Annotated in this window: 22 protein-coding genes; 10 read left to right on the top strand and 12 right to left on the bottom strand. The window is 72.7% G+C overall.

Annotated features, from left to right (window positions below):
• The coding region (locus AC1DQC_RS05950) for a thiamine pyrophosphate-binding protein (RefSeq protein ID WP_477050297.1) at positions 1 to 614 on the bottom strand (614 nt) is incomplete at its 3' end.
• A 107-nt stretch (positions 615 to 721) separates the two neighbouring features.
• Between AC1DQC_RS05950 and AC1DQC_RS05945 the strand changes: the two genes are divergently transcribed.
• On the top strand, positions 722 to 2,608 hold the full coding sequence (locus AC1DQC_RS05945) for an FAD-binding monooxygenase (RefSeq protein WP_477050296.1): 1,887 nt from the start codon (positions 722 to 724) through the stop codon (positions 2,606 to 2,608).
• Between the two features lie 12 nt (positions 2,609 to 2,620).
• Here AC1DQC_RS05945 and AC1DQC_RS05940 read toward each other — a convergent pair whose 3' ends face one another.
• The 10 genes from AC1DQC_RS05940 to AC1DQC_RS05895 form a co-directional block, all read right to left on the bottom strand.
• Entirely contained in the window at positions 2,621 to 3,514 is an 894-nt protein-coding gene (locus tag AC1DQC_RS05940) for a phenylalanine 4-monooxygenase (protein WP_477050295.1), read from the bottom strand.
• A gap of 74 nt (positions 3,515 to 3,588) precedes the next feature.
• The gene (locus AC1DQC_RS05935) at positions 3,589 to 4,395 is read right to left on the bottom strand and encodes an endonuclease/exonuclease/phosphatase family protein (RefSeq protein ID WP_477050294.1); all 807 of its coding nucleotides are present in this window, start codon (positions 4,393 to 4,395) and stop codon (positions 3,589 to 3,591) included.
• Positions 4,396 to 4,411: 16 nt separating this feature from the next.
• Positions 4,412 to 4,984 (bottom strand): type 1 glutamine amidotransferase domain-containing protein, encoded by a 573-nt coding sequence (locus AC1DQC_RS05930; RefSeq protein WP_477050293.1) that lies wholly within the window; start codon positions 4,982 to 4,984, stop codon positions 4,412 to 4,414.
• Positions 4,981 to 5,952, bottom strand: coding sequence for a manganese catalase family protein (locus AC1DQC_RS05925; RefSeq protein ID WP_477050292.1), 972 nt, complete (start codon positions 5,950 to 5,952; stop codon positions 4,981 to 4,983). The genes AC1DQC_RS05930 and AC1DQC_RS05925 overlap by 4 nt, the downstream gene beginning before the upstream one ends.
• Before the next feature lie 13 nt (positions 5,953 to 5,965).
• Entirely contained in the window at positions 5,966 to 7,048 is a 1,083-nt protein-coding gene (locus tag AC1DQC_RS05920; protein ID WP_477050291.1) for a YihY/virulence factor BrkB family protein, read from the bottom strand.
• Positions 7,049 to 7,125: 77 nt separating this feature from the next.
• Entirely contained in the window at positions 7,126 to 7,734 is a 609-nt protein-coding gene (locus tag AC1DQC_RS05915) for a DUF3618 domain-containing protein (protein WP_477050290.1), read from the bottom strand.
• Complete coding sequence (locus tag AC1DQC_RS05910) at positions 7,731 to 8,141, bottom strand: phage holin family protein (protein ID WP_477050289.1); 411 nt, start codon at positions 8,139 to 8,141, stop codon at positions 7,731 to 7,733. The genes AC1DQC_RS05915 and AC1DQC_RS05910 overlap by 4 nt, the downstream gene beginning before the upstream one ends.
• Positions 8,138 to 8,905, bottom strand: coding sequence for a hypothetical protein (locus AC1DQC_RS05905; RefSeq protein ID WP_477050288.1), 768 nt, complete (start codon positions 8,903 to 8,905; stop codon positions 8,138 to 8,140). The genes AC1DQC_RS05910 and AC1DQC_RS05905 overlap by 4 nt, the downstream gene beginning before the upstream one ends.
• Before the next feature lie 316 nt (positions 8,906 to 9,221).
• Positions 9,222 to 9,893, bottom strand: coding sequence for a DUF6766 family protein (locus AC1DQC_RS05900; RefSeq protein WP_477050287.1), 672 nt, complete (start codon positions 9,891 to 9,893; stop codon positions 9,222 to 9,224).
• Between the two features lie 82 nt (positions 9,894 to 9,975).
• Positions 9,976 to 10,410, bottom strand: a complete 435-nt coding sequence (locus AC1DQC_RS05895; RefSeq protein ID WP_477050286.1) for a hypothetical protein — start codon at positions 10,408 to 10,410, stop codon at positions 9,976 to 9,978.
• 138 nt (positions 10,411 to 10,548) lie between these two features.
• Here AC1DQC_RS05895 and AC1DQC_RS05890 point away from each other — a divergent pair, with 138 nt between their 5' ends.
• Positions 10,549 to 10,764, top strand: a complete 216-nt coding sequence (locus tag AC1DQC_RS05890; protein WP_477050285.1) for an ANTAR domain-containing protein — start codon at positions 10,549 to 10,551, stop codon at positions 10,762 to 10,764.
• A 2-nt stretch (positions 10,765 to 10,766) separates the two neighbouring features.
• Here the strand turns inward: AC1DQC_RS05890 and AC1DQC_RS05885 are convergent, their stop codons facing one another.
• Positions 10,767 to 11,708 carry an ANTAR domain-containing protein gene (locus AC1DQC_RS05885; protein WP_477050284.1) on the bottom strand — a complete coding sequence of 314 codons (942 nt, stop codon included), beginning with the start codon at positions 11,706 to 11,708 and terminating at the stop codon, positions 10,767 to 10,769.
• Between the two features lie 256 nt (positions 11,709 to 11,964).
• Between AC1DQC_RS05885 and AC1DQC_RS05880 the strand changes: the two genes are divergently transcribed.
• From AC1DQC_RS05880 to AC1DQC_RS05845, 8 genes are all read left to right on the top strand, one after another.
• Positions 11,965 to 12,708, top strand: coding sequence for a GAF and ANTAR domain-containing protein (locus tag AC1DQC_RS05880; protein WP_477050283.1), 744 nt, complete (start codon positions 11,965 to 11,967; stop codon positions 12,706 to 12,708).
• Entirely contained in the window at positions 12,705 to 13,403 is a 699-nt protein-coding gene (locus AC1DQC_RS05875) for a GAF and ANTAR domain-containing protein (RefSeq protein WP_477050282.1), read from the top strand. Before AC1DQC_RS05880 ends, AC1DQC_RS05875 begins: the two co-directional genes overlap by 4 nt.
• 92 nt (positions 13,404 to 13,495) lie before the next feature.
• Positions 13,496 to 14,359, top strand: a complete 864-nt coding sequence (locus AC1DQC_RS05870) for an SDR family oxidoreductase (RefSeq protein WP_477050281.1) — start codon at positions 13,496 to 13,498, stop codon at positions 14,357 to 14,359.
• 14 nt (positions 14,360 to 14,373) lie between these two features.
• On the top strand, positions 14,374 to 16,830 hold the full coding sequence (locus AC1DQC_RS05865) for a molybdopterin oxidoreductase family protein (RefSeq protein ID WP_477050280.1): 2,457 nt from the start codon (positions 14,374 to 14,376) through the stop codon (positions 16,828 to 16,830).
• On the top strand, positions 16,827 to 17,255 hold the full coding sequence (locus AC1DQC_RS05860; protein ID WP_477050279.1) for a hypothetical protein: 429 nt from the start codon (positions 16,827 to 16,829) through the stop codon (positions 17,253 to 17,255). Before AC1DQC_RS05865 ends, AC1DQC_RS05860 begins: the two co-directional genes overlap by 4 nt.
• A 66-nt stretch (positions 17,256 to 17,321) precedes the next feature.
• Positions 17,322 to 17,537, top strand: coding sequence for a hypothetical protein (locus AC1DQC_RS05855; protein WP_456844470.1), 216 nt, complete (start codon positions 17,322 to 17,324; stop codon positions 17,535 to 17,537).
• Positions 17,534 to 18,202: an acetate uptake transporter family protein gene (locus AC1DQC_RS05850; protein WP_477050278.1), complete on the top strand. Its 669-nt coding sequence runs from the start codon at positions 17,534 to 17,536 to the stop codon at positions 18,200 to 18,202. Before AC1DQC_RS05855 ends, AC1DQC_RS05850 begins: the two co-directional genes overlap by 4 nt.
• A 78-nt stretch (positions 18,203 to 18,280) precedes the next feature.
• Positions 18,281 to 18,427 carry a hypothetical protein gene (locus AC1DQC_RS05845; protein WP_477050277.1) on the top strand — a complete coding sequence of 49 codons (147 nt, stop codon included), beginning with the start codon at positions 18,281 to 18,283 and terminating at the stop codon, positions 18,425 to 18,427.
• The last annotated feature ends 62 nt before the right edge of the window (positions 18,428 to 18,489 follow it).

Here is an 18,489-nt window from a genome sequence, read left to right as displayed (position 1 = left end):
GCGAGGAGCAGCGGGCGGCGGGCGGTCGCGAGGGCCGCCGCGATGTCCCGCACGACGCCGTCGGCGAAGGCCCCGCGCGGGGCGAGCGGTGCGGGCAGGCGCGGCGCCGACGTCTCGGGGACGGGGCCGGTGTCCAGCGTCGCCACGTCGTATGGGATCGCGAGCACCGTGGGCACCCGGTAGGTCAGCGCGTGCTCCACGGCGATCACGGTGGTGGCGGCGGCGTCGGCGCGGCCGACCGTGTACGTGCGGGCGCCGACGGCGGAGGCCATGGCGATCTGGTCGACGTCCCACGGGCGCGGGCCCGACGTCGGCTCGTCGCCGACGACGAGGACGAGCGGCACGTGGGCCTGCACCGCCTCGGCGAGCGCGGTGAGCGTGTTGGTGAACCCGGCCCCGTAGGTCGTCGTCGCGGCCGCGAGCCGGCCGGAGGTCCGGTGAAAGGCGTCGGCGGCGACCACGGCGCCGGCCTCGTGGCGCACGGGGGTGAACCGGGCCGCGGTCTGGCAGGTGAGGGCATCGAGGAAGTAGGCGTTGCCGTTGCCCATGACCCCGAAGACGTGGTCCACATGGGCAGCGAGCGTGACCGCGACGTGCGCGGAAACCGTCGGCATGGAGCAGGGCCTCCCGGACCAGGTCGACCGCAGCAGCGTCGTTGCGGCTCTGGGAGGATAGTATACGATCCGTCAACCTCGACATCGACGTCAGGGGAGTCGGACCCATGCAGTTCCACCACCACGGCTACGTCTCGGGCGACCCCCGTGTGCAGCCCGCGGCCGGCGTCGGCCTCGACCGGCCCGACGAGCTCCCCGACGAGGTGGACGTCCTCATCGTCGGTACCGGCCCCGCCGGGATGATCGCGGCCGCGCAGCTCGCCCAGTTCCCTGAGATCACGACGCGCATCGTCGAGCGGCGCGACGGCCGGCTGCCGATCGGGCAGGCGGACGGCATCCAGCCGCGCAGCGTCGAGACGTTCCAGGCCTTCGGCTTCGCCGGTCGGATCGCCGAGGAGGCCTACCGCATCACCGAGATGTGCTTCTGGCACCCCGACCCGCACGACCCGTCGACGATCGTCCGCGGCGAGCGCCCGGCCGACGACCCGAGCGGCATCAGCGAGTTCCCGCACCTCATCGTCAACCAGGCACGGGTGCTCGACTACTTCGCCGAGAGCATGGCGAGCTCACCCAGCCGGATGACGCCCGACTACGGCTACGAGTTCCGCGGGCTCGAGCGGTCCGACGACCACGTCACGGTCACGCTCGTGCGGACCGCGGGGGAGCACGCCGGGCAGGAGAAGGTGGTGCGCGCGAGGTACGTCCTGGGCGCCGACGGTGCCCGGAGCCGCGTGCGCACGTCGATCGGGTGCACCATGGACGGGCAGTCCGCGGCCCACGCCTGGGGTGTCATGGACGTGCTCGCCGTCACCGACTTCCCCGACATCCGGCTGAAGTGCGCCATCCAGTCCGGCGCGGGAGGCAGCATCCTCCTGATCCCCCGGGAGGGCGGGCACCTGTTCCGCATGTACGTCGACCTCGGCGAGGTCGACCCGGACGGGCACCACGAGGTGCGCAGCACGACGATCGAGCAGATCATCGCCCGCGCCAACGAGATCCTGCACCCGTACACGCTCGACGTACGCAGCGTCGCGTGGCACAGCGTGTACGAGGTGGGGCACCGGCTCACCGACCGGTTCGACGACGTGCCGGTCGAGGAGTCGGGTAGCCGGACCCCGCGGGTGTTCATCGCGGGGGACGCCTGCCACACCCACAGCGCGAAGGCCGGCCAGGGGATGAACGTGTCCATGCAGGACGGGTTCAACCTCGCGTGGAAGCTCGGGTACGTGCTGTCGGGCCGCAGCCCGGAGGGCCTGCTCGCCACGTACTCCGCCGAGCGGCAGGTGGTCGCGCAGAACCTCATCGACTTCGACAAGGAGTGGTCCTCGCTGATGGCGAAGACGCCGGAGGAGCTCGGGGACCCGGGCCGGCTCGCCGACTTCTACGTGCGCACCACGGAGTTCCTGTTCGGGTTCATGACGCAGTACCAGCCCTCGATGATCGTCGCGGACGCGGCTCACCAGGAGCTCGCGACGGGGTTGCCCGTCGGGAAGCGGTTCAAGTCCGTCCCGGTCGTCCGCGTCGCCGACGCCAACCCCCTGCACCTGGGGCACCAGCACCGGGCCGACGGTCGGTGGCGCGTGTACGCGTTCGCCGACCGGGACGGGTCGGCCCTGTCGGCGTGGGCGGGGTGGATGGCCGGCTCGCCCGACTCGCCGGTGCTCGCCCACACGCCCGAGGGCGCGCAGCTGGACAGCGTCCTGGACGTCAAGGCGGTCTACCAGCAGCGGCATGTCGACGTGGACATCGCGACCGTGCCCACGCTCTTCCTGCCCCGCACCGGGCCGTTCGGGCTGGTCGACTACGAGAAGGTCTTCGCGACGCACCCCGACGAGGACATCTTCGCGGCGCGCGGCATCGACCGCGGCGGGTGCGTCGTCGTCGTCCGGCCCGACCAGTACGTCGCCGCGGTCCTGCCGCTCGACGCGACGGACGAGCTCGCCGCCTTCTTCCGCCAGCACCTGCTCGTCCGGTCCCGGCAGCCGGTGGCCTGACGCCGGAGCAGGTCAGGCGCGGGCGGTGTCCCGGGCCAGTCGGGCCGCCGTCTCGTCGTCGAACTCGGCGAAGAACCCGGCCACCCGGTCCGTGAGCTCGCTCATGCCGTCGCACGCGAACAGGATCGGCTGGTAGTGGCTGATGTCGTACGCCAGCGTGGCCATCTGGTCGAAGTCCACGGGCCGGATGTCGGCACCGCGGAACTCCTCGATCTCGCCGTAGGAGGAGAGGAGCCCCGCGCCGTACGCGCGCAGCTCGCCCCGCTCGTACATCACGCCGAACTCGATGGTGAACCAGAAGACGTCCGCGACGTACTGCAGGCCCTCGGGCGTCTCGCACCGCCGGGCGGCCTCGCCCGCGCGGCGCTTGACCTCGGCGATCGCCGGGTTGGCGAGCAGATTGCAGTGCCCCACCACCTCGTGGATGATGTCCGGCTCCGGCGTGTAGAGCGGCTGCGACGGGTGCCGCAGGTACTGGGTGGAGTGGAAGACCCCGTCCGCCAGCGACCCGTAGAAGACGTCGAGCGGCACGAGCCCCGCGGCCGGGTGCAGCCGGAAGCCGCTGAGCGGGTCGAGGCCCGCGCTGACCTCGTCGAGCTGGGGCACGTGGTCGGTCGGCAGCCCGAGCGCCTCCTTGCCCTCCAGGTAGCCGCGGATCGCGAGCCGCTCGTGCTTCGGCGTGAGCTGGCGGCAGACGATCCGCCAGATCTCGTTCTCCGAGTCCGTGTACTCGACGCGCGGTACGGGGTCCCCGGGCCTCCACGTCAGGGCCGGCCCGGCGATCTCGTCCCGGCGGCGGCGGTACTCCTCGTCCTTCGCGCCGGGGTGGTCGTCCGCCAGGTGCACGCGGACCGTGCCGTCCTCGTCGGCGGTGACGGGGGCGTAGAGCTGTCCCTCTTCGAACATGCGATCCGTTCTACGCCACAAACCCCGGCGCCGCATCCCCCGGACGGGGCCGCCACCCGGTTGCCGGCACGGCCTTACCGTCGGCCCGCGTGCACGTATTCGTCGAGGTCGCTGACCGTGGCGAAGTGGTCCGACGGGAACGTGCCGTTGATCGGCTCGGTGCCCGCGAGCACGCTCCGGGAGGCGACGATCCGCGCGCCCGGGTGTCCGGGCCGGGCGAAGGCGTAGTCGATCCGGCGGTCGATCTGGCGGACCGCCTCGAGCGGTGCGTGGGGCGTGGACGAGCTGAGGGTGACCGCGTCCTGCGCCCCTCCACCCGCGGTCCAGAGGTCGACGGCCACGGACGCGACCGCGTCGACCTCGGGCGTGCCGGGCCGGGCGTTGAGGTCGCCCAGCAGGAGCACGGGCAGGTCCCCGTCGAAGGCCGGGTCGCACATGAGCGCGGCCAGCGCGGTCGTCTGGGCGAGGTGGTCGTCGCGAAAGCTCGGCTCCCACTCCGTGCACGCCACGATGACATGCAGGAGCCCCAGCGGGTGGTCGAGGGTCGCGACGAGCGCCGTCGGCGGCTCGCGGTGGGTGGCCGGCAAGGGGTGACCCCGCACGTGCAGGAGGGGCCACCGGCTGACCAGGCCGACGCCGATGTCGATGTCGCGCTGGTCCGGCGACTCGACGGGATCGGGCAGCGGAGGGATGCTGCTGCGCTCGAACGCGCCGTACCCACCCAGGCGCTCGGCCAGCAGCGAGGCCTGGGTCTCGTCGGCGGAGCGCCACGTCTCCTGGAGCCCGAGCACGTCGGGCCGGACGCGGCGGACCACCTCCTGGAGGGCGGCCTCGCGTGCGCGCCAGCTCGGGCCGAACCGCCACCAGACGTTCCAGCTCATGACGCGCACGCGAGCCTCACCTGTCTTCGACGGTGCCGGCCAGCGCGCGTTCGACGGCAGGAAGGAAGTCGTCCAGGTCGTCGGGGGTCCGCGACGTGACGAGCGTGAACCCCGCGCCGCCGTCGACCGCGACCGACTGGTCGACCCAGGTGGCCCCGGCGTTGCGCAGATCGGTCTCGAGCGACGGGTAGGACGTCAGGGTCGCGCCCTGGACGACGCCGGCCTCGACCAAGGCCCACGGACCGTGGCAGATCGCGGCGATGGGGCGTCCGGAGCCGGCGAACTGCCGCACGATGTCGACGGCCGACTTCTCGAGCCGGAGCGAGTCGGCGTTCAGGGTCCCGCCGGGGATGAGGAGCAGGTCGTAGTCCCCGCCGGCCTCGCCGAAGGTCGTGTCGGGCCGGACCACGATGCCGGGGTCCTTGTCGCCGACGAGCGTCTGGATGGGGTCGGTCGACKCGGCGGCGATGGTGACGGTGGCCCCGCGTCCGCGCAGGTGGTCGACCGGGACGACGAGCTCGTCCTGCTCGACCCCGTAGTTGGTGGCGATCGCGAGGACCCGGTAGCCGCTGAGGGTCGTGTCGCTCACGATTCCTTTCCTCCCGTCGGCGGGACCGGCCCGTACAACGGTTGGACCTCGGCCATCTCGAGGTCCGCGGTGGCCTGGATGAGGGCGAGCAGGTCGGTGTCGAGGCCGGGGGAGAACTCCTCGAACCGTTCCTCCGCGATCGTGATCGGCACGCCCGCCGGCGCCTGCTCGGTCGCGTCCAGCTCGGTGCCGTCCTTGGACGGCGACATCCCCTGGAAGATCCGCCCCGCCTCCGAGGCGGCCGTCAGGTCGAAGCTGTACTGCTTGCTCTGCAGGCCCAGGTCGAGGAGCTTCTTCACCTCGGGGAACTTCTCGGCGTTCGTCTTCGGGATCGGCAGCACCGACGCCCAGTTGACCCCGAGGGTCTCCAGGGCCTTGGCGTAGGCGTTCTCGTGCGCCTGGTCGCGCACGATCAGGTAGGCGATCGTGGAGCGGGCCGTCTTGTTGGACGTCATCTCGTAGATCCGGCACTTCTGCAGCCGGCCGGTGGACTCGAGCATGAGGTTGTAGAGCAGGTCGAGCACGAGGTTGCCCGAGTTGTAGACGTAGGAGCCGCTCCACGGGTTGCCGGCGGCGTCCACGGGCAGGGCGCCCTGGGAGGCGACCAGGTAGTGGTGGATGTTGCCCTGGTCGAGGGCCGACTCGAGCGGGGTCGCGCCGCCCGACCCCGGCTCGTCCAGGGGGTCGGACTTCTTCCCGTTGTACCGCGGCGACCCGTCGAGCAGCCGCGCGATCGTGGTGCCGATCAGCTCGACGTGGCTGATCTCCTCCGTGCCGATGCCCTGGAGCAGGTCGCGGTACGGCTTGGCCTTGGGCCCCCGGAAGTTGATGCTCTGGAACAGGTACTGCATCATCGTCCGCATCTCGCCGAACTGGCCCCCGAGCCCCTCCTGCAGGGCGTTGGCGGCGGCCGGGTCCGGCTCGTCGGCCGCGATGTCGTTGATGAGCCGCTGCACGTGCAGGTACATGAGTTCTCCTTCGTCAGGCGTCCTTGTCCTTGGGGTCCGCGGCACCGCGCGACTGGCGCAGGGCGCGGCCGAGCCGCACGTCCTCCTCCTGCTTGGCCTGCTTCTTCTCGCTCGCGCGCGTGTCCCGCGGCGGGAGCTGGATGGTCTTCTCGGCCTCGATGCCGCCCTGCAGCTGGCGTCCGCGCTCGACCTCGGCGTCGAGCTCCGCTCCGAACAGCAGCGCGAGGTTGGTGATCCACAGCCAGAGCAGGAACACGATGACCCCGGCCAGCGAGCCGTAGGTCTTGTCGTAGCTGGAGAAGTTGCCGACGTAGAACCCGAACGCGAGCGACGCGAGCACCCACACGACGAGGGCGACGATCGCGCCCAGGCTGATCCAGCGGAAGCGCGGCTGCTTGACGTTCGGGGTGGCGTAGTAGAGGACCGCGATCGCGACCACCACCAGCGCGACGATGATGGGCCATTTGACGATGTTCCAGACGGTGACCGTGACGTCGCTGAGCCCGATCGTGGCACCGATCGACCGCGCGACGCCGCCGGACAGCACCACCGCGACGACGATGGCGACCGCGATGACCACGAGGATCACGGTGACGAGCAGCAGCGCCGGGCGCAGCTTCCACATCGGCCGGCCCTCGTCGACCTCGTAGATCCGGTTCATTCCGCGGCTGAACGCGGCGACGTAGCCGGAGGCCGACCACAGGGCGAGGGCCAGCCCGAGCACCAGCGCGAGGCCGGCGGCCGGGGCCTGCGTGAGCTGGGTGAGGATCGGCTTGAGCGTGTCGTCGACGGACGAGACGCCGACGTCGCCGGCGATCTTGAGCACGTCCGTGACCATCTTCTGCGGGTCGCCCACCAGGCCRAGGACGGAGACGACGGCCAGGAGCGCGGGGGCGATGGCGAGCACCGCGTAGTAGGTGAGTGCCGCGGCCAGGTCCGTGCACTGGTCCTTGAGGAACTCCCGCAACGTCTTGCGCAGGACGTACAGCCAGGACGGTCGGGTGATGTCGTCCGGCGAGTCCGGCTTGCGCGGGTCCTCGGGAGCAGGGGCGGCGGCCTTCTCGGTGCTGCGCGTGCTGCGGGTGTCGTGCGTCATCGACGTGTCCTCCGCTCGTGGTCGGTGCACTGCGACCACGCGGCGGGGCACCGCGCTGTGCCCCGCCGCGAGGGTTCCTAGTAGCCCGTGGACTGCGCGCCGTCCGAGGCGTGGGCTCCCTTGACCGTCTCGGTGGCGTCGCCGGCCTGCGCGCGCAGGTCCTCGGMGGTCGAGCGGCCCTCGTCGCGGAGCGTGGCGCCGGCCTCGGTGGCCCGCTCCTTGACCGCGGCGGCGGCGTCCTGAGCGGGCTGGCGCAGGTTCTCCGCCACTCCTTGGGCCGCCTCCTTGGCCTCCTGGACCAGGGGCGCGGCCTGGTCCTTGGCCGACTGGGCGAGCTGCTGCTCCTGCCGGGTGCTGGGCAGCAGCGAGGAGATCAGCCATCCCGCGCCGAACGCGACCAGGCCGGCCGCCAGCGGGTTGCCCCGGGTCTTGTCCGTCGCGGCGTGCGGCAGGTCGGACGCCTTGTCGCCCACGCTCGAGGCGGCCCACCCGGCGGTGTCAGCACCGCTCGAGACGCCGCCCATGACACGGTCCTTGACGTCGGCGACCTTCGTGCGGACCTTCTCTGCCTGGCGCTGGGCGGCCTGGGTCGGGCTGACCTTGTCGCTGAGGGCGTCGACGTCCGAGCTGAGCTCGGCGCGGGTGCGCTCGATGTCGGCGCGGATCTGGTCGGGATCGGTGCTCATGAGTTCTTCTCCTCGTGTCCTTGCAGGGCGTTGGGGATCTTCTTGACGGTGTCGGTGGTCTGCGGCAGGCCGGCCACGCGCTTCGACTCGGCGCGGCCGCGGGCGGCCAGCACCGCGCCGATCACCGCCCACAGGACGGCCACGATCACGGCCGACCAGGCCAGCGAGTCCAGCGCGTCGCCGAGGGCCCACCACAGGGCGACCGAGAGGAACAGCAGGACGAAGTGCCCGGCGACCGCCGCACCGGCGTACAGGGACCCGCCCTTGGCGGCCTGCTTGGCGGACTCCCGGACCTCGGCCTTGGCCAGCTCCACTTCCTGGCGCAGCAGCGTCGAGATGTCGCGGGTGACGTCACCGAGCAGGTCACCGACCGACTGGCGCGGTGGGGCGTCCCACGAGTCGCTCATCGCTGATCCCACGTGCTCGAGCTGGGCACCGGGGTCGCGAGCTCGTCGGTGAACCGGGGGCGCTCCTCGACGACGTCCTGGTAGACGGGCAGGGACTCCGTCGGCTGTGTCCGGACCGACGGCCTCGACGGCGTCGACGGCGCGTCCTTCAGCCCGCGGGTGAGGCGGCCGAGCACCACGCCGGCCCCGGCGGCGACCAGCAGGAACGTGCCGGGACGACGCCGCGCGAACTGGCGCACCTCGTCGAGCACCTCGTCCGGACCGTGGTCCTGGAGCCAGCGGCCCAGGGCGTCCGCCCGGTCGCCGACCTCCCGGACGACGTCCGTCGCGAGGTTGCGCTCGGTAGGTGCGTCGGCCATCTGGTTGAGCTGCGTGGCGAACGACGTCAGGCCGCCCGCGAGCCGGTTCTGCTGGGTGCCCACCTGGTCCGAGAGCTCGGTGCGGGTCTGCGACCACAGGTCGCTGAGCTGGCGGCGCGCCTCGTCGGTCACGGCGGCGGCCTCGCCCTTCGCCTCGTCGAGCAGGTGCCCACCGGCTCCCGCGGCCTGGTCCTTGAGGTTGGCGGCCTGCTGCTTGGCGGTGTCGGCGGTGCTGCCCGTGCCGGTGGTGCCGGTGGTGCCGGCGGATCCCGTGGTCCCGGTGGTCCGCTGGCCGGCGTCCGTCGTGCTGAAGGTGACGGCGCCGAGCTGGTCCCCGTCCGTGCCGCCGTAGGTCCCGGCGCCGCTCTGGTCGCCGGGATAGCTGCTGGTGTAGTCGTCAGTCATGGTGTCGGCCTCTTCTCGGGTGTCGTGCGAGGGGTGCACAAGATCTCCGCAGCGGCGAAGACGCTGCGGGGGATCGGCAAGGGGCGCGAACCTTCTGTCGCGCAACCGTCTGCACGGGGGCCGGAGCGCTTCGGCGCGCCACCGGGGTGACGGCGCCCAACGGCGACACCGCACCCGTCCCATGCCCGGCGACGTGTCTGTGCCGGGACGACGGTCGGCCGGTCGAGCGTTCTGACCGGACGCTTTGACGCTAAGCCGGATGCACCACGCACGCCACTCGGATGCGGGTCGGCGCGCCCGGATCACCCGCCCTTAGTCAGCCTTCGACCCCGGTGGCGTCGTGCGGGCTGCCGACCGGCTTGGACTCCGGTGAACCGCGTTCGCGCAGGTAGATGGACAGCACGACCATGCTGGCGACGGCGAGGAACTCGGACTGCCAGTTCTGCAGCGTCCTGCTCCAGAAGTCGGGCAGCAGCAGGTACTGCGTCCAGCTGACCGGGTCCGCCAGGTCGCGCATCTGCTCCTCGGAGTAGGCGACGGACCCGGTGACCGACTGGGTCAGCCACGACAGCAGGAAGATCGTCCCCATCACGAGGCCCAGCGACCGCGAGTACAGCGACAGCCGCCATCCGCGGACCCGCGCCCAGGCAGGGGAGTCGTCGGTGGAGTACTCGGCGACCTTCTGGTCCTCGTCGCTCTCGCGGCCGGCCTCGTCGAGCTTCTTCGACTCGGGCGAGCCGCGCTGCAGAAGGTAGACCGTGGCCCCGATGTAGAGCAGGAACTGCAGGAACTCCGACTGCCAGTTCTCGGTGACGTCCACGGCGAACTGCGAGGTGGTGACGTACTCGCCGAGTGTGAGGGGGTCGAGTCCGGCGCTGACCTGCTCCTCGTTCATGAGGGCGACACCGGAGATCGCCTGGCCGGCGAGGGCCGCCAGGAAGATGATCCCGAAGAACAGCGTCAGGCTGTTCTCGCGCAGCCGCCTCATCGGTGCAGGATCCCGAGCGCGAGGCAGTACGCCAGCCCGAGCAGCACGCCGCCGAGGCAGGTCCAGAACAGCAGCCGCATCATCACGAACCCTCCAGCACGCAGTCGTAGGGCCGGTCGGGCCGGGCGTCGCAGCCGGCGGCGGTGACGAGCCAGTGGTCGCCGGAGATGGTCAGGAAGACGACGTCGGTCGCGACGGTCACCTGCGCCGCGCGGCCCGCGACCCGCGCGGACGGGTCGCGCGGGTCCTCGGCGCGTTCGGCGAGCGTCTCGCCCACCTCGCCGTCGAGGACGGCCTCGGCACAGGGCTCGTCGGCGTCGTCCTCGAGGGTCTCGACCGTGGCCGGCGCGAGGACGGCGCACGCACCGGTTCCGTCGTCGGCGGAGACCGCACGGTAGAACGTCTCGACCGTGGCGTCGGCCGCCGTGGCACCGGGCCGGGCCGCGCCGCAGCCGCCCACGGCCACGACGCAGACCGCGAGCCAGACCGCCGGACGCCACCCGCCGCGCTGGAGCACGGCCTGAGCGTAGGGGCGCCCGTCCCCTCCCGCACGGTGCGCCGGGGAGGCCCCCGCCGTCACGTCGAGTGCGACGCGCGGGTCGTCACCTCGGGGCCGCCGCGACTGCTGGCCCGAGAGTCGGTCGGTGACGCCGTCGTGCCGAACCGGGGCAGGTTCGCCGACGACGGGCTCCTGGCCTCGCTCGAGGCGCAGGTCGACGTCGACCGCGCCGACGGCGCCACCATGGCGCTGCACGACTGCGGCGCGGCCCAGGCGCTGGCGATGCTCCGGGCGGAGAGCACGCAGGAGCACCTCGCCCTGGGTGACGTCGCCAGGCGCATCCTGCGCGAGCTGCATCTCCCGCCCGAGTGACGTCAGCCCCGCACGCCCGCAGGTCGGGGAACAGCGCCGGCGTGCGCGAGGGGGAGCGGCCGCCCGCCCACGACCGTCAGCACCACGTCCTGCTCGGCCGCCCGCCGGAGCGCGGTCGTGAGGACCTCGGACAGGGCCGGGCTGACGCGATGGACGCGCTGCAGGTCGACGACGGCCCGCCCACCCTCACGTCCGCGCAGCACCAGCATGGCGATCGCCGACGCCAGCTGGTCCCTGGTGGACACGTCGACGCAGCCCTCCACGCGCAGCGTCGGCACGTCGGCGTGGCCCTCCATGTGCAGCCCGAGCGGCGCGACGCCGCCCGACGGCGGCCGTGGGACGCAAGCGCCCGCCAGCACGGCACCCACCGACTCGTCGACGCACTCCCGCGCGCGCGGTGGCAGGCCGCACTCGACGGCCGACACGACGTCGGCGGCCAGCTGACGCAGGCGCACGTTGTGCTGCTGCGAGCTCGCGCGCAGCATGGCGAAGGCGCTGTCGCTGTCGACGCCGTAGGTGAGCATGAGGACGCCCTTGGCCTGGTCGATCACGGCGTGCGAGGCCAGCGCGACGTCGAGCTGCTCGTTCACGCGGCAGGCCACCGCCGCCTCACGGGCGCCGGTGGAGTCGACGAGGAAGCCGGAGCTCCCGACGGAGCCGCCCGGACCCTCGCTCGCGAGCGCGAGCAGCACCTCGCGCTCGACGCCGGACAGGTCGACCAGGCGGTACTCGCAGCTGCGCGCCTCGAGGTCGCCCCGCGCCAGGATCGCCTCGGCGACCCTCGGCCGGTCGGCCGGGTGGACGTGGGACAGGAACAGTCCCCGGGTCGGCACCACGTCCCCGGGCTCCATGCCGTGGATGCGGAACATCTCGTCCGACCACCACCACCGGTCGGCGGTCGGCGTGAACCGGAAGCGACCCGCCCGGGTCGTCTGTGCGGTCATCGTCCCTCCTCACCCGCCGGCGACGAGAGATCCCCCGGTCGTGGGCTCCCTCCTGAACCCAGGAGAGGATCCGATACGTCGCCGTCTCGCTCTTGTCAAGAGCGTAGAACCGAACGTGGGTGACAGCACCCTGTTCCGTTCGTCTGAAATGTGCAGATTCCGCGCCGGAGAGACGGTGCGCTCCGCCGGTGCCGGCTCCACGCGGGGAGGATGATGGGGCCAGGAGCAGGCGTGCGCGCGCGAAGGAGGTAAGCCCGTGAGCAACCGGAGCGCCGTGCTCGCGCGCCTCGCCGGCTCGCTCGCGGCGAGTCCGCCCGACCTCCCGCTCCCCGTGCGTTTGTGCCGTGCCTGCGTGGAGATCCTCGGCGCCGACGGGGGCGCCATCACGCTCTCGTCCACCCGGCCCGAGCGGCTCACCGTCAGCACGTCCAACGGCACGTCCGCACGCATCGAGGACCTGCAGGACGTCCTGGGCGAGGGACCGGGGCAGGACGCCTTCCGCGAGGGACGGACCGTGGTCACCCACGTCGACGGCAACCGCGGCGGTCCCTTCCCGATGTTCACGGAGCTGGCCGGTGACATCGCGGGTCCGCTGACGGTCTGGGCCATCCCGATGCACCCCGGTGGGAGCACGATCGGCGTGGTGACCCTGTACCGGGCCGACGGCGGGCTCGAGCAGAGCCTGGACGACGCGCAGTTCCTCGTCGACGCCGTGGGGGCCGCCCTCCTCGACGAACGCTGGGGCGGCGTCGAGGGGCGGTTCGCCGCGTGGTCGGACCGCGCCCGGGTGCACCAGGCGACGGGCATGATCGTCGCGCAGCTCGCCATCAGCCCCGAGGACGCCCTCGCGATCCTTCGTGCGCACGCCTACGCCGAGGAGACGACCCTCGACCTGATCGCCGGGGAGGTCGTCGAACGGCGGCTCGGCTTCACACACACGGACCAGGGCGACTCGCACAGCGAGGCCATGGACGACGGCTCGGGAAACGGTGACGCATGACTGCACGGACGTCGGCGCAGGCGCTCGCGGACGTGGCGAGCGCGCTCGTCGGGGAGCACGAGGTGACTGGCCTGCTCGCGCGCCTGGTGCAGGACTCCGCCGAGCTGGTGCCGGCGGACGCCGCAGCGTTGCTCGTGCGGACGGGGGAGGGGGACTTCGAGCTGCTCAGCGCGACCTCGCACCGCGCCGTCGAGCTCGAGCTCTACCAGGCGCAGCACGCGGCCGGCCCGTGCGTCGACGCGGCCCGCGAGGGGCAGGTCGTGGACGCCGTCGGTGCCGCACAGATCGTGGAGCGCTGGGGGCAGGTCGGCCGCAAGATCGTCGACGAGGGCTTCCTCGCCGTGCACGCGTTCCCGATGCACTGGCGCAACCATGCCATCGGTGGGCTGAACCTCTTCTCGGCCACCGAGCAGGAGCTCAGCCCGGCCGCCCGGCTGCTGGCCCAGAGCTTTGCCGACCTCGCGACCCTGGCCATCGTCCAGCCGCTCGGTCTCAAGGACGACGAGCTCGCGCAGCGCATCACCGAGGCGCTCGAGGGGCGGGTGGTCGTCGAGCAGGCGAAGGGTGTGCTCGCGTTCCAGTTGTCGCTCGACATGGCGGCGGCCTACGAGGAGCTGCTGCGACGCGCGTCGGCGAACGGATCACACCTGACGCAGACGGCCCGGGACGTGCTCCACGCCGCCCAGCAGCGCTGACGCTGCGGTGGTGCGCCGGGCGGCCCGGTGAGAGGCTCGACGGGCTGAAGAAGGTCGGCGGTCGACGGCTCGCACCCCCCGAGGAGCCCCGCATGTCCGAGTCCGACGAGCAGTTCCCCGCCCAGCAGCAGCAGCCCCCCGGCCTCACCGACCCGATGCGCCCGGCGCCCGACCACGGCGAGTCGAGCTATCAGGGCGCGGGCCTCCTGGCCGGCCGCAAGGCACTGATCACCGGTGGTGACTCCGGCATCGGCCGGGCGGTCGCCATCGCGTACGCCCGCGAGGACGCCGACGTCGCCATCGTCTTCCTGCCCGAGGAGAAGCCCGACGCCGACGAGACGGCGGAGTGGGTCGAGCGCGCGGGGCGGCGGTGCGTGCTGATCGCGGCCGACCTGCGCAACGAGGACGAGGCGCGTGGCGCGGTCGACCGCGCCGCCTCCGAGCTGGGCGGCCTGGACATCGTGGTGAACAACGCCGGCTACCAGTGGGCGCGCCGCGAGTCGGTCGCGGACATCACGACGGAGGACCTCGACCGGACCTTCAAGACGAACCTCTACGCCCTGTTCTGGGTCACCCAGCAGGCGCTCGAGCACCTCGAGGCCGGCGCGTCGATCATCAACGTGTCCTCGATCCAGGCGTACCAGCCGTCGGAGTCGCTCCTCGACTACGCCGCCACCAAGGCGGCGATCAACAACTTCACGGTGAACCTGGCCGGCGAGCTCGGTCCGCGCGGCATCCGCGTCAACGCTGTGGCGCCGGGGCCCATCTGGACCCCCCTGCAGCCCGCGACCCAGCCGGAGGCGAAGATCGAGAAGTTCGGCTCCGACACCCCGCTGGGTAGGGCCGGACAGCCCGCCGAGGTGGCCCCCGCCTTCGTGTTCCTCGCGGCCAGCTCGACCGCCTCGTACGTGTCGGGGACCGTCATCGGGGTCACCGGCGGAAAACCCGTCTTCTGAGGGGCGGCGCCCACATGTCGCGCGACCGGATCGCGGAGCCGTGGGGAGCCCGGACGCCGTACGGCGCGGGCGACCCGTGGCCGGTGCGGGTGGACACCTTCCTCGAGGAGGGGACCACGGGCGACCAGGTGGACGCCTGGGTGCAGAGCGCGTCCGTGCTGCACTCCAACGGCGACGGGCTGGACATCGCGGTGCGGGACGGGCGCATCGTCGGGGTGCGGGGCCGGGCCGAGGACCGCGTGAACCACGGGCGGCTCGGCCCGAAGGACCTGTTCGGGTGGCAGGCCAACCGCTCGCCCGACCGGCTCACCCGCCCGCTGGTCCGCGAGGGAGGCCGGTTGGTCGAGGCGTCGTGGGACGAGGCGATGGGGCGCGTGGTCGCCCGGACCCGGCACCTGCTCGACGAGCACGGGCCGAGCAGCATCGGCTTCTACACGTCGGGCCAGCTGTTCCTCGAGGAGTACTACACGCTCGCCGTGGTGGCGCGGGGCGGCATCGGCACCGCGCACCTGGACGGCAACACGCGGCTGTGCACCGCGACGGCCGCCGAGGCGCTCAAGGAGTCGTTCGGCTGCGACGGCCAGCCGGGGTCGTACACCGACGTCGACCACGCCGACGTCATCGCGCTCTACGGGCACAACGTGGCCGAGACGCAGACGGTGCTGTGGTCGAGGATCCTCGACCGGCTCGCCGGTCCGCGGCCGCCGGCGATCCTGTGCGTCGACCCTCGCCCGACGCCGGTCGCGCGTGCTGCCACGGTCCACCTGGCTCCTCGACCGGGCACCAACCTGGCGCTGATGAACGGGCTGCTGCACGAGCTGCTGCTGAACGACTGGATCGATCCGGCGTACGTCGCGGCGCACACGGTCGGGTTCGAGGACCTGCAGGCGATCGTGCAGGACTACCCGGCGGAACGCGCGGCCGAGATCTGCGGGGTGGACGTCGACGACCTGCGCGCGGGCGCCCGCCTGCTGGGCACCGCCGAGCGTCTGCTCTCCACGGTGCTGCAGGGCTTCTACCAGTCGAACCAGGCCACCGCGGCGGCCGTGCAGGTCAACAACGTGCACCTGCTGCGGGGGATGCTCGGCCGACCCGGGTGCGGCCTGCTGCAGATGAACGGGCAGCCCACCGCGCAGAACACCCGCGAGTGCGGCGCCGACGGGGACCTGTCGGGGTTCCGCAACTGGGCGAACTCCGAGCACGTGGCCCAGCTGGCGCACGTGTGGAACGTGGACACCACGGCGATCCCGCACCACTCACCGCCCACGCACGCGATGCAGATCTTCCGCTACGCCGAGCAAGGGTCGATCGGCATGCTGTGGGTCCAGGCGACCAACCCGGCGGTCTCGCTGCCCGAGCTGGCGCGGATCCGGTCGGTGCTCTCGGGGGACGGGCTGTTCCTCGTGGTGCAGGACATCTTCCTCACCGAGACCGCGCAGCTGGCGGACGTGGTGCTGCCGGCCGCCGCGTGGGCCGAGAAGACCGGGACGTTCACCAACGCCGACCGCACGGTCCACCTCTCGGAGCGCGCCGTCGACCCGCCGGGGGAGGCACGCTCCGACCTCGAGATCTTCGTCGACCTGGCCGACCGCCTCGAGCTCGTCGACCGCGACGGTGCACCGCTCGTCGCCTGGCGCACGCCCGAGGAGGCGTTCGAGGCCTGGAAGCGGTGCAGCGCCGGTCGGCTGTGCGACTACAGCGGTCTGTCGTACGACGCGCTCCGGGGTTCCGGCGGGGTGCAGTGGCCGTGCACCCCGGAGAACCCCGGCGGTACCGAGCGCCTCTACGCCGACGGCGAGTTCTGGGCCGACCCGGACCGGTGCGAGACCTACGGTCGTGACCTGGTCACGGGCGCGCCGGTCGAGGCGAGCGAGTACCGCGCGAGCAACCCGCACGGGAAGGCGATGCTCAAGGGTGCCGAGTACCGCCCGCCGCATGAGCAACCCGGCGGCGACTACCCGTTCGCGCTGCTCACGGGCCGGACGCTGTACCACTTCCACACCCGGACCAAGACGGGCCGCACGCCCCAGCTGCAGGCGGCCGCACCGGACGTCTGGGTCGAGCTCGCGGCGCCCGACGCCGCTGCGCTGGCGTTGGCGGAGGGCGACCTGGCGGAGATCACGACGCCACGCGGGAGCGTCCAGGCGCGCGTCCGGGTCACCGGGATCCGCCCCGGCGTCGTGTTCCTGCCCTTCCACTACGGCTACTGGGACACGCCGTCGGGCTCCGGTCCGGACGATGCCGGGCGCGCCGCCAACGAGCTGACCCCCACCGAGTGGGACGCGGTGTCCAAGCAGCCGCTGTTCAAGTCGGGCGCGGCGCGGGTACGCAAGGTCGCCGACGGCGGCGGACGGAGCGCCCCCGCACCGACCACGACGGCGTCCGCCCCGGTCGTGCCCGGCGTGCCGGCCACCCGCGGCGGCCCCGCGGCGGAGGTCGACGAGGTGCTGCCGGCGGGGAGCGCGTCATGAAGGTCGCGCGGCTGCTCGAGCAGATGGCGACCGCGGAGGCGGACCTCGCCGCCCGGCTGATCGCCCTGGCCGACGTCCACCGGGCTGAGCAGGACGTGCACTTCGTGGCGCGCGACCTGGCCCGGTGGTCGCAGGACCACGCGGCCGCCCTGGCCGAGCACGCGGACCTCCGCCTGCCCGACGTCTCCGCGCCGTCGCTGGCGCGCGACGATACCGGCGCCGCCCTGCTGGCCGACCTGCGCGACGTCTACGGCACGGCGTGCGGGCTCGCCACCGACTGGGACGTGCTCGGCCAGGCGGCGAAGGCCCGCCGGGACGACGAGCTCCTGGAGCTCGTCGAGCTCTGCGCCCCGCAGAACCGTCGCCAGGTGACGTGGCTGCGCGCCAAGCGCAAGGAGTCGGCCGCGCAGATCGTGCGCGACTGACCGCGCCGACGTGCGCTGGCGCCGGGTCGGGCCGACGATGGAGGTCGACGTCGGGAAGGCGCGTCGGTGGCTGACCGATCCTCGGAGGCACCGATGTGGTTCCTGCTCTTCCGCCGACTGCGGGTCCTCGTCCTGGTCGTCGTCCTGCTCCCCGTCGTCGCGTCGATCGCCCGCCGGCTCGCTGAGCGGGTCGAGCGCCAGCAGGACGGACCGACGCTGGGCTCGCGCGGCCTGCGCGCGGTGCAGACCACGGCGACGAAGGCCAGGTCCGTCCTGCGATGAGCGCGGTCGACAGCAGCCGGGTCCGGGTCGTGCTGCGGCCCGTGGGCACGCCGCTGCCTCTGGGGTTCCTCGGGCTGGTCGTGGCCACCACCGGGTTCGCCGCCGTGCAGCTCGGCTGGGTCCCCGCGGACCAGGGGGCGGTCGTCGCGCTCGGCGTCCTGGTGTTCACGGTGCCGGTCCAGCTGCTCGCCAGCGTCCTCGGGTTCCTTGCTCGGGATCCGGTCGCCGGCACCGGGATGGGCGTGCTGGCCGGCACGTGGGCGGCGGTCTGCGTCACGACCGTCCAGGCCGCTCCTGGTGCGCACTCGCCGGGTCTCGGCGTCCTCCTGCTGGCAGCGGCCGCGGCGATGCTCGTGCCCGCGGTGTCCGCGTCCGGCAAGCTCGTCGCCGCCGCCGTCATGGGCCTCAGCGCCGTGCGCTTCGCCTTCACCGGCGTCGTGCAGCTGACCGGGTCTGCCGCGTGGACGCAGCTCGCCGGCTGGACGGGCATCGCACTGGCCGTGTTCGCGCTGTACGCCGCGCTGGCCTTCGAGCTCGAGGACGTGCAGCACCGCACCGTGCTCCCGCTGCTCCGACGCGGCCCGGGCGCGGCCGCTCTCGAGGGCGACGCCGAGCGCCAGCTCGTCGCCGTGCCCCACGAGGCAGGGGTGCGGCTCCAGCTCTGAGCGAGCAGAGCAGCAACGATCACGATCGAGAACAGAACCCCGACCACGACGATCACGACAGCACACGAAGGGACAGCCATGGACGACAAGTCACCGGCCCGGGACGACGTCCCGGACCTGCCGGACGAGCTCGACGGGATCCCCGACAAGGAGCCGCCGAACGCGCCGCCGGCGATCCAGGACCCCGACAACCCCGACGCGCACGGCCCGCTCATCCAGGCCTGAGTGCGGGCGCCACATGACGGCCGGCCCTGCGCAACCTTGACGTCGGACCGCGCGACGACGAG

The sequence above is a fragment of the Cellulomonas sp. P4_H12 genome (assembly GCF_056400905.1).
The sequence above is the reverse complement of the archived record's forward strand: the minus strand, read 5'-3'. Positions and strand labels throughout refer to the sequence as shown.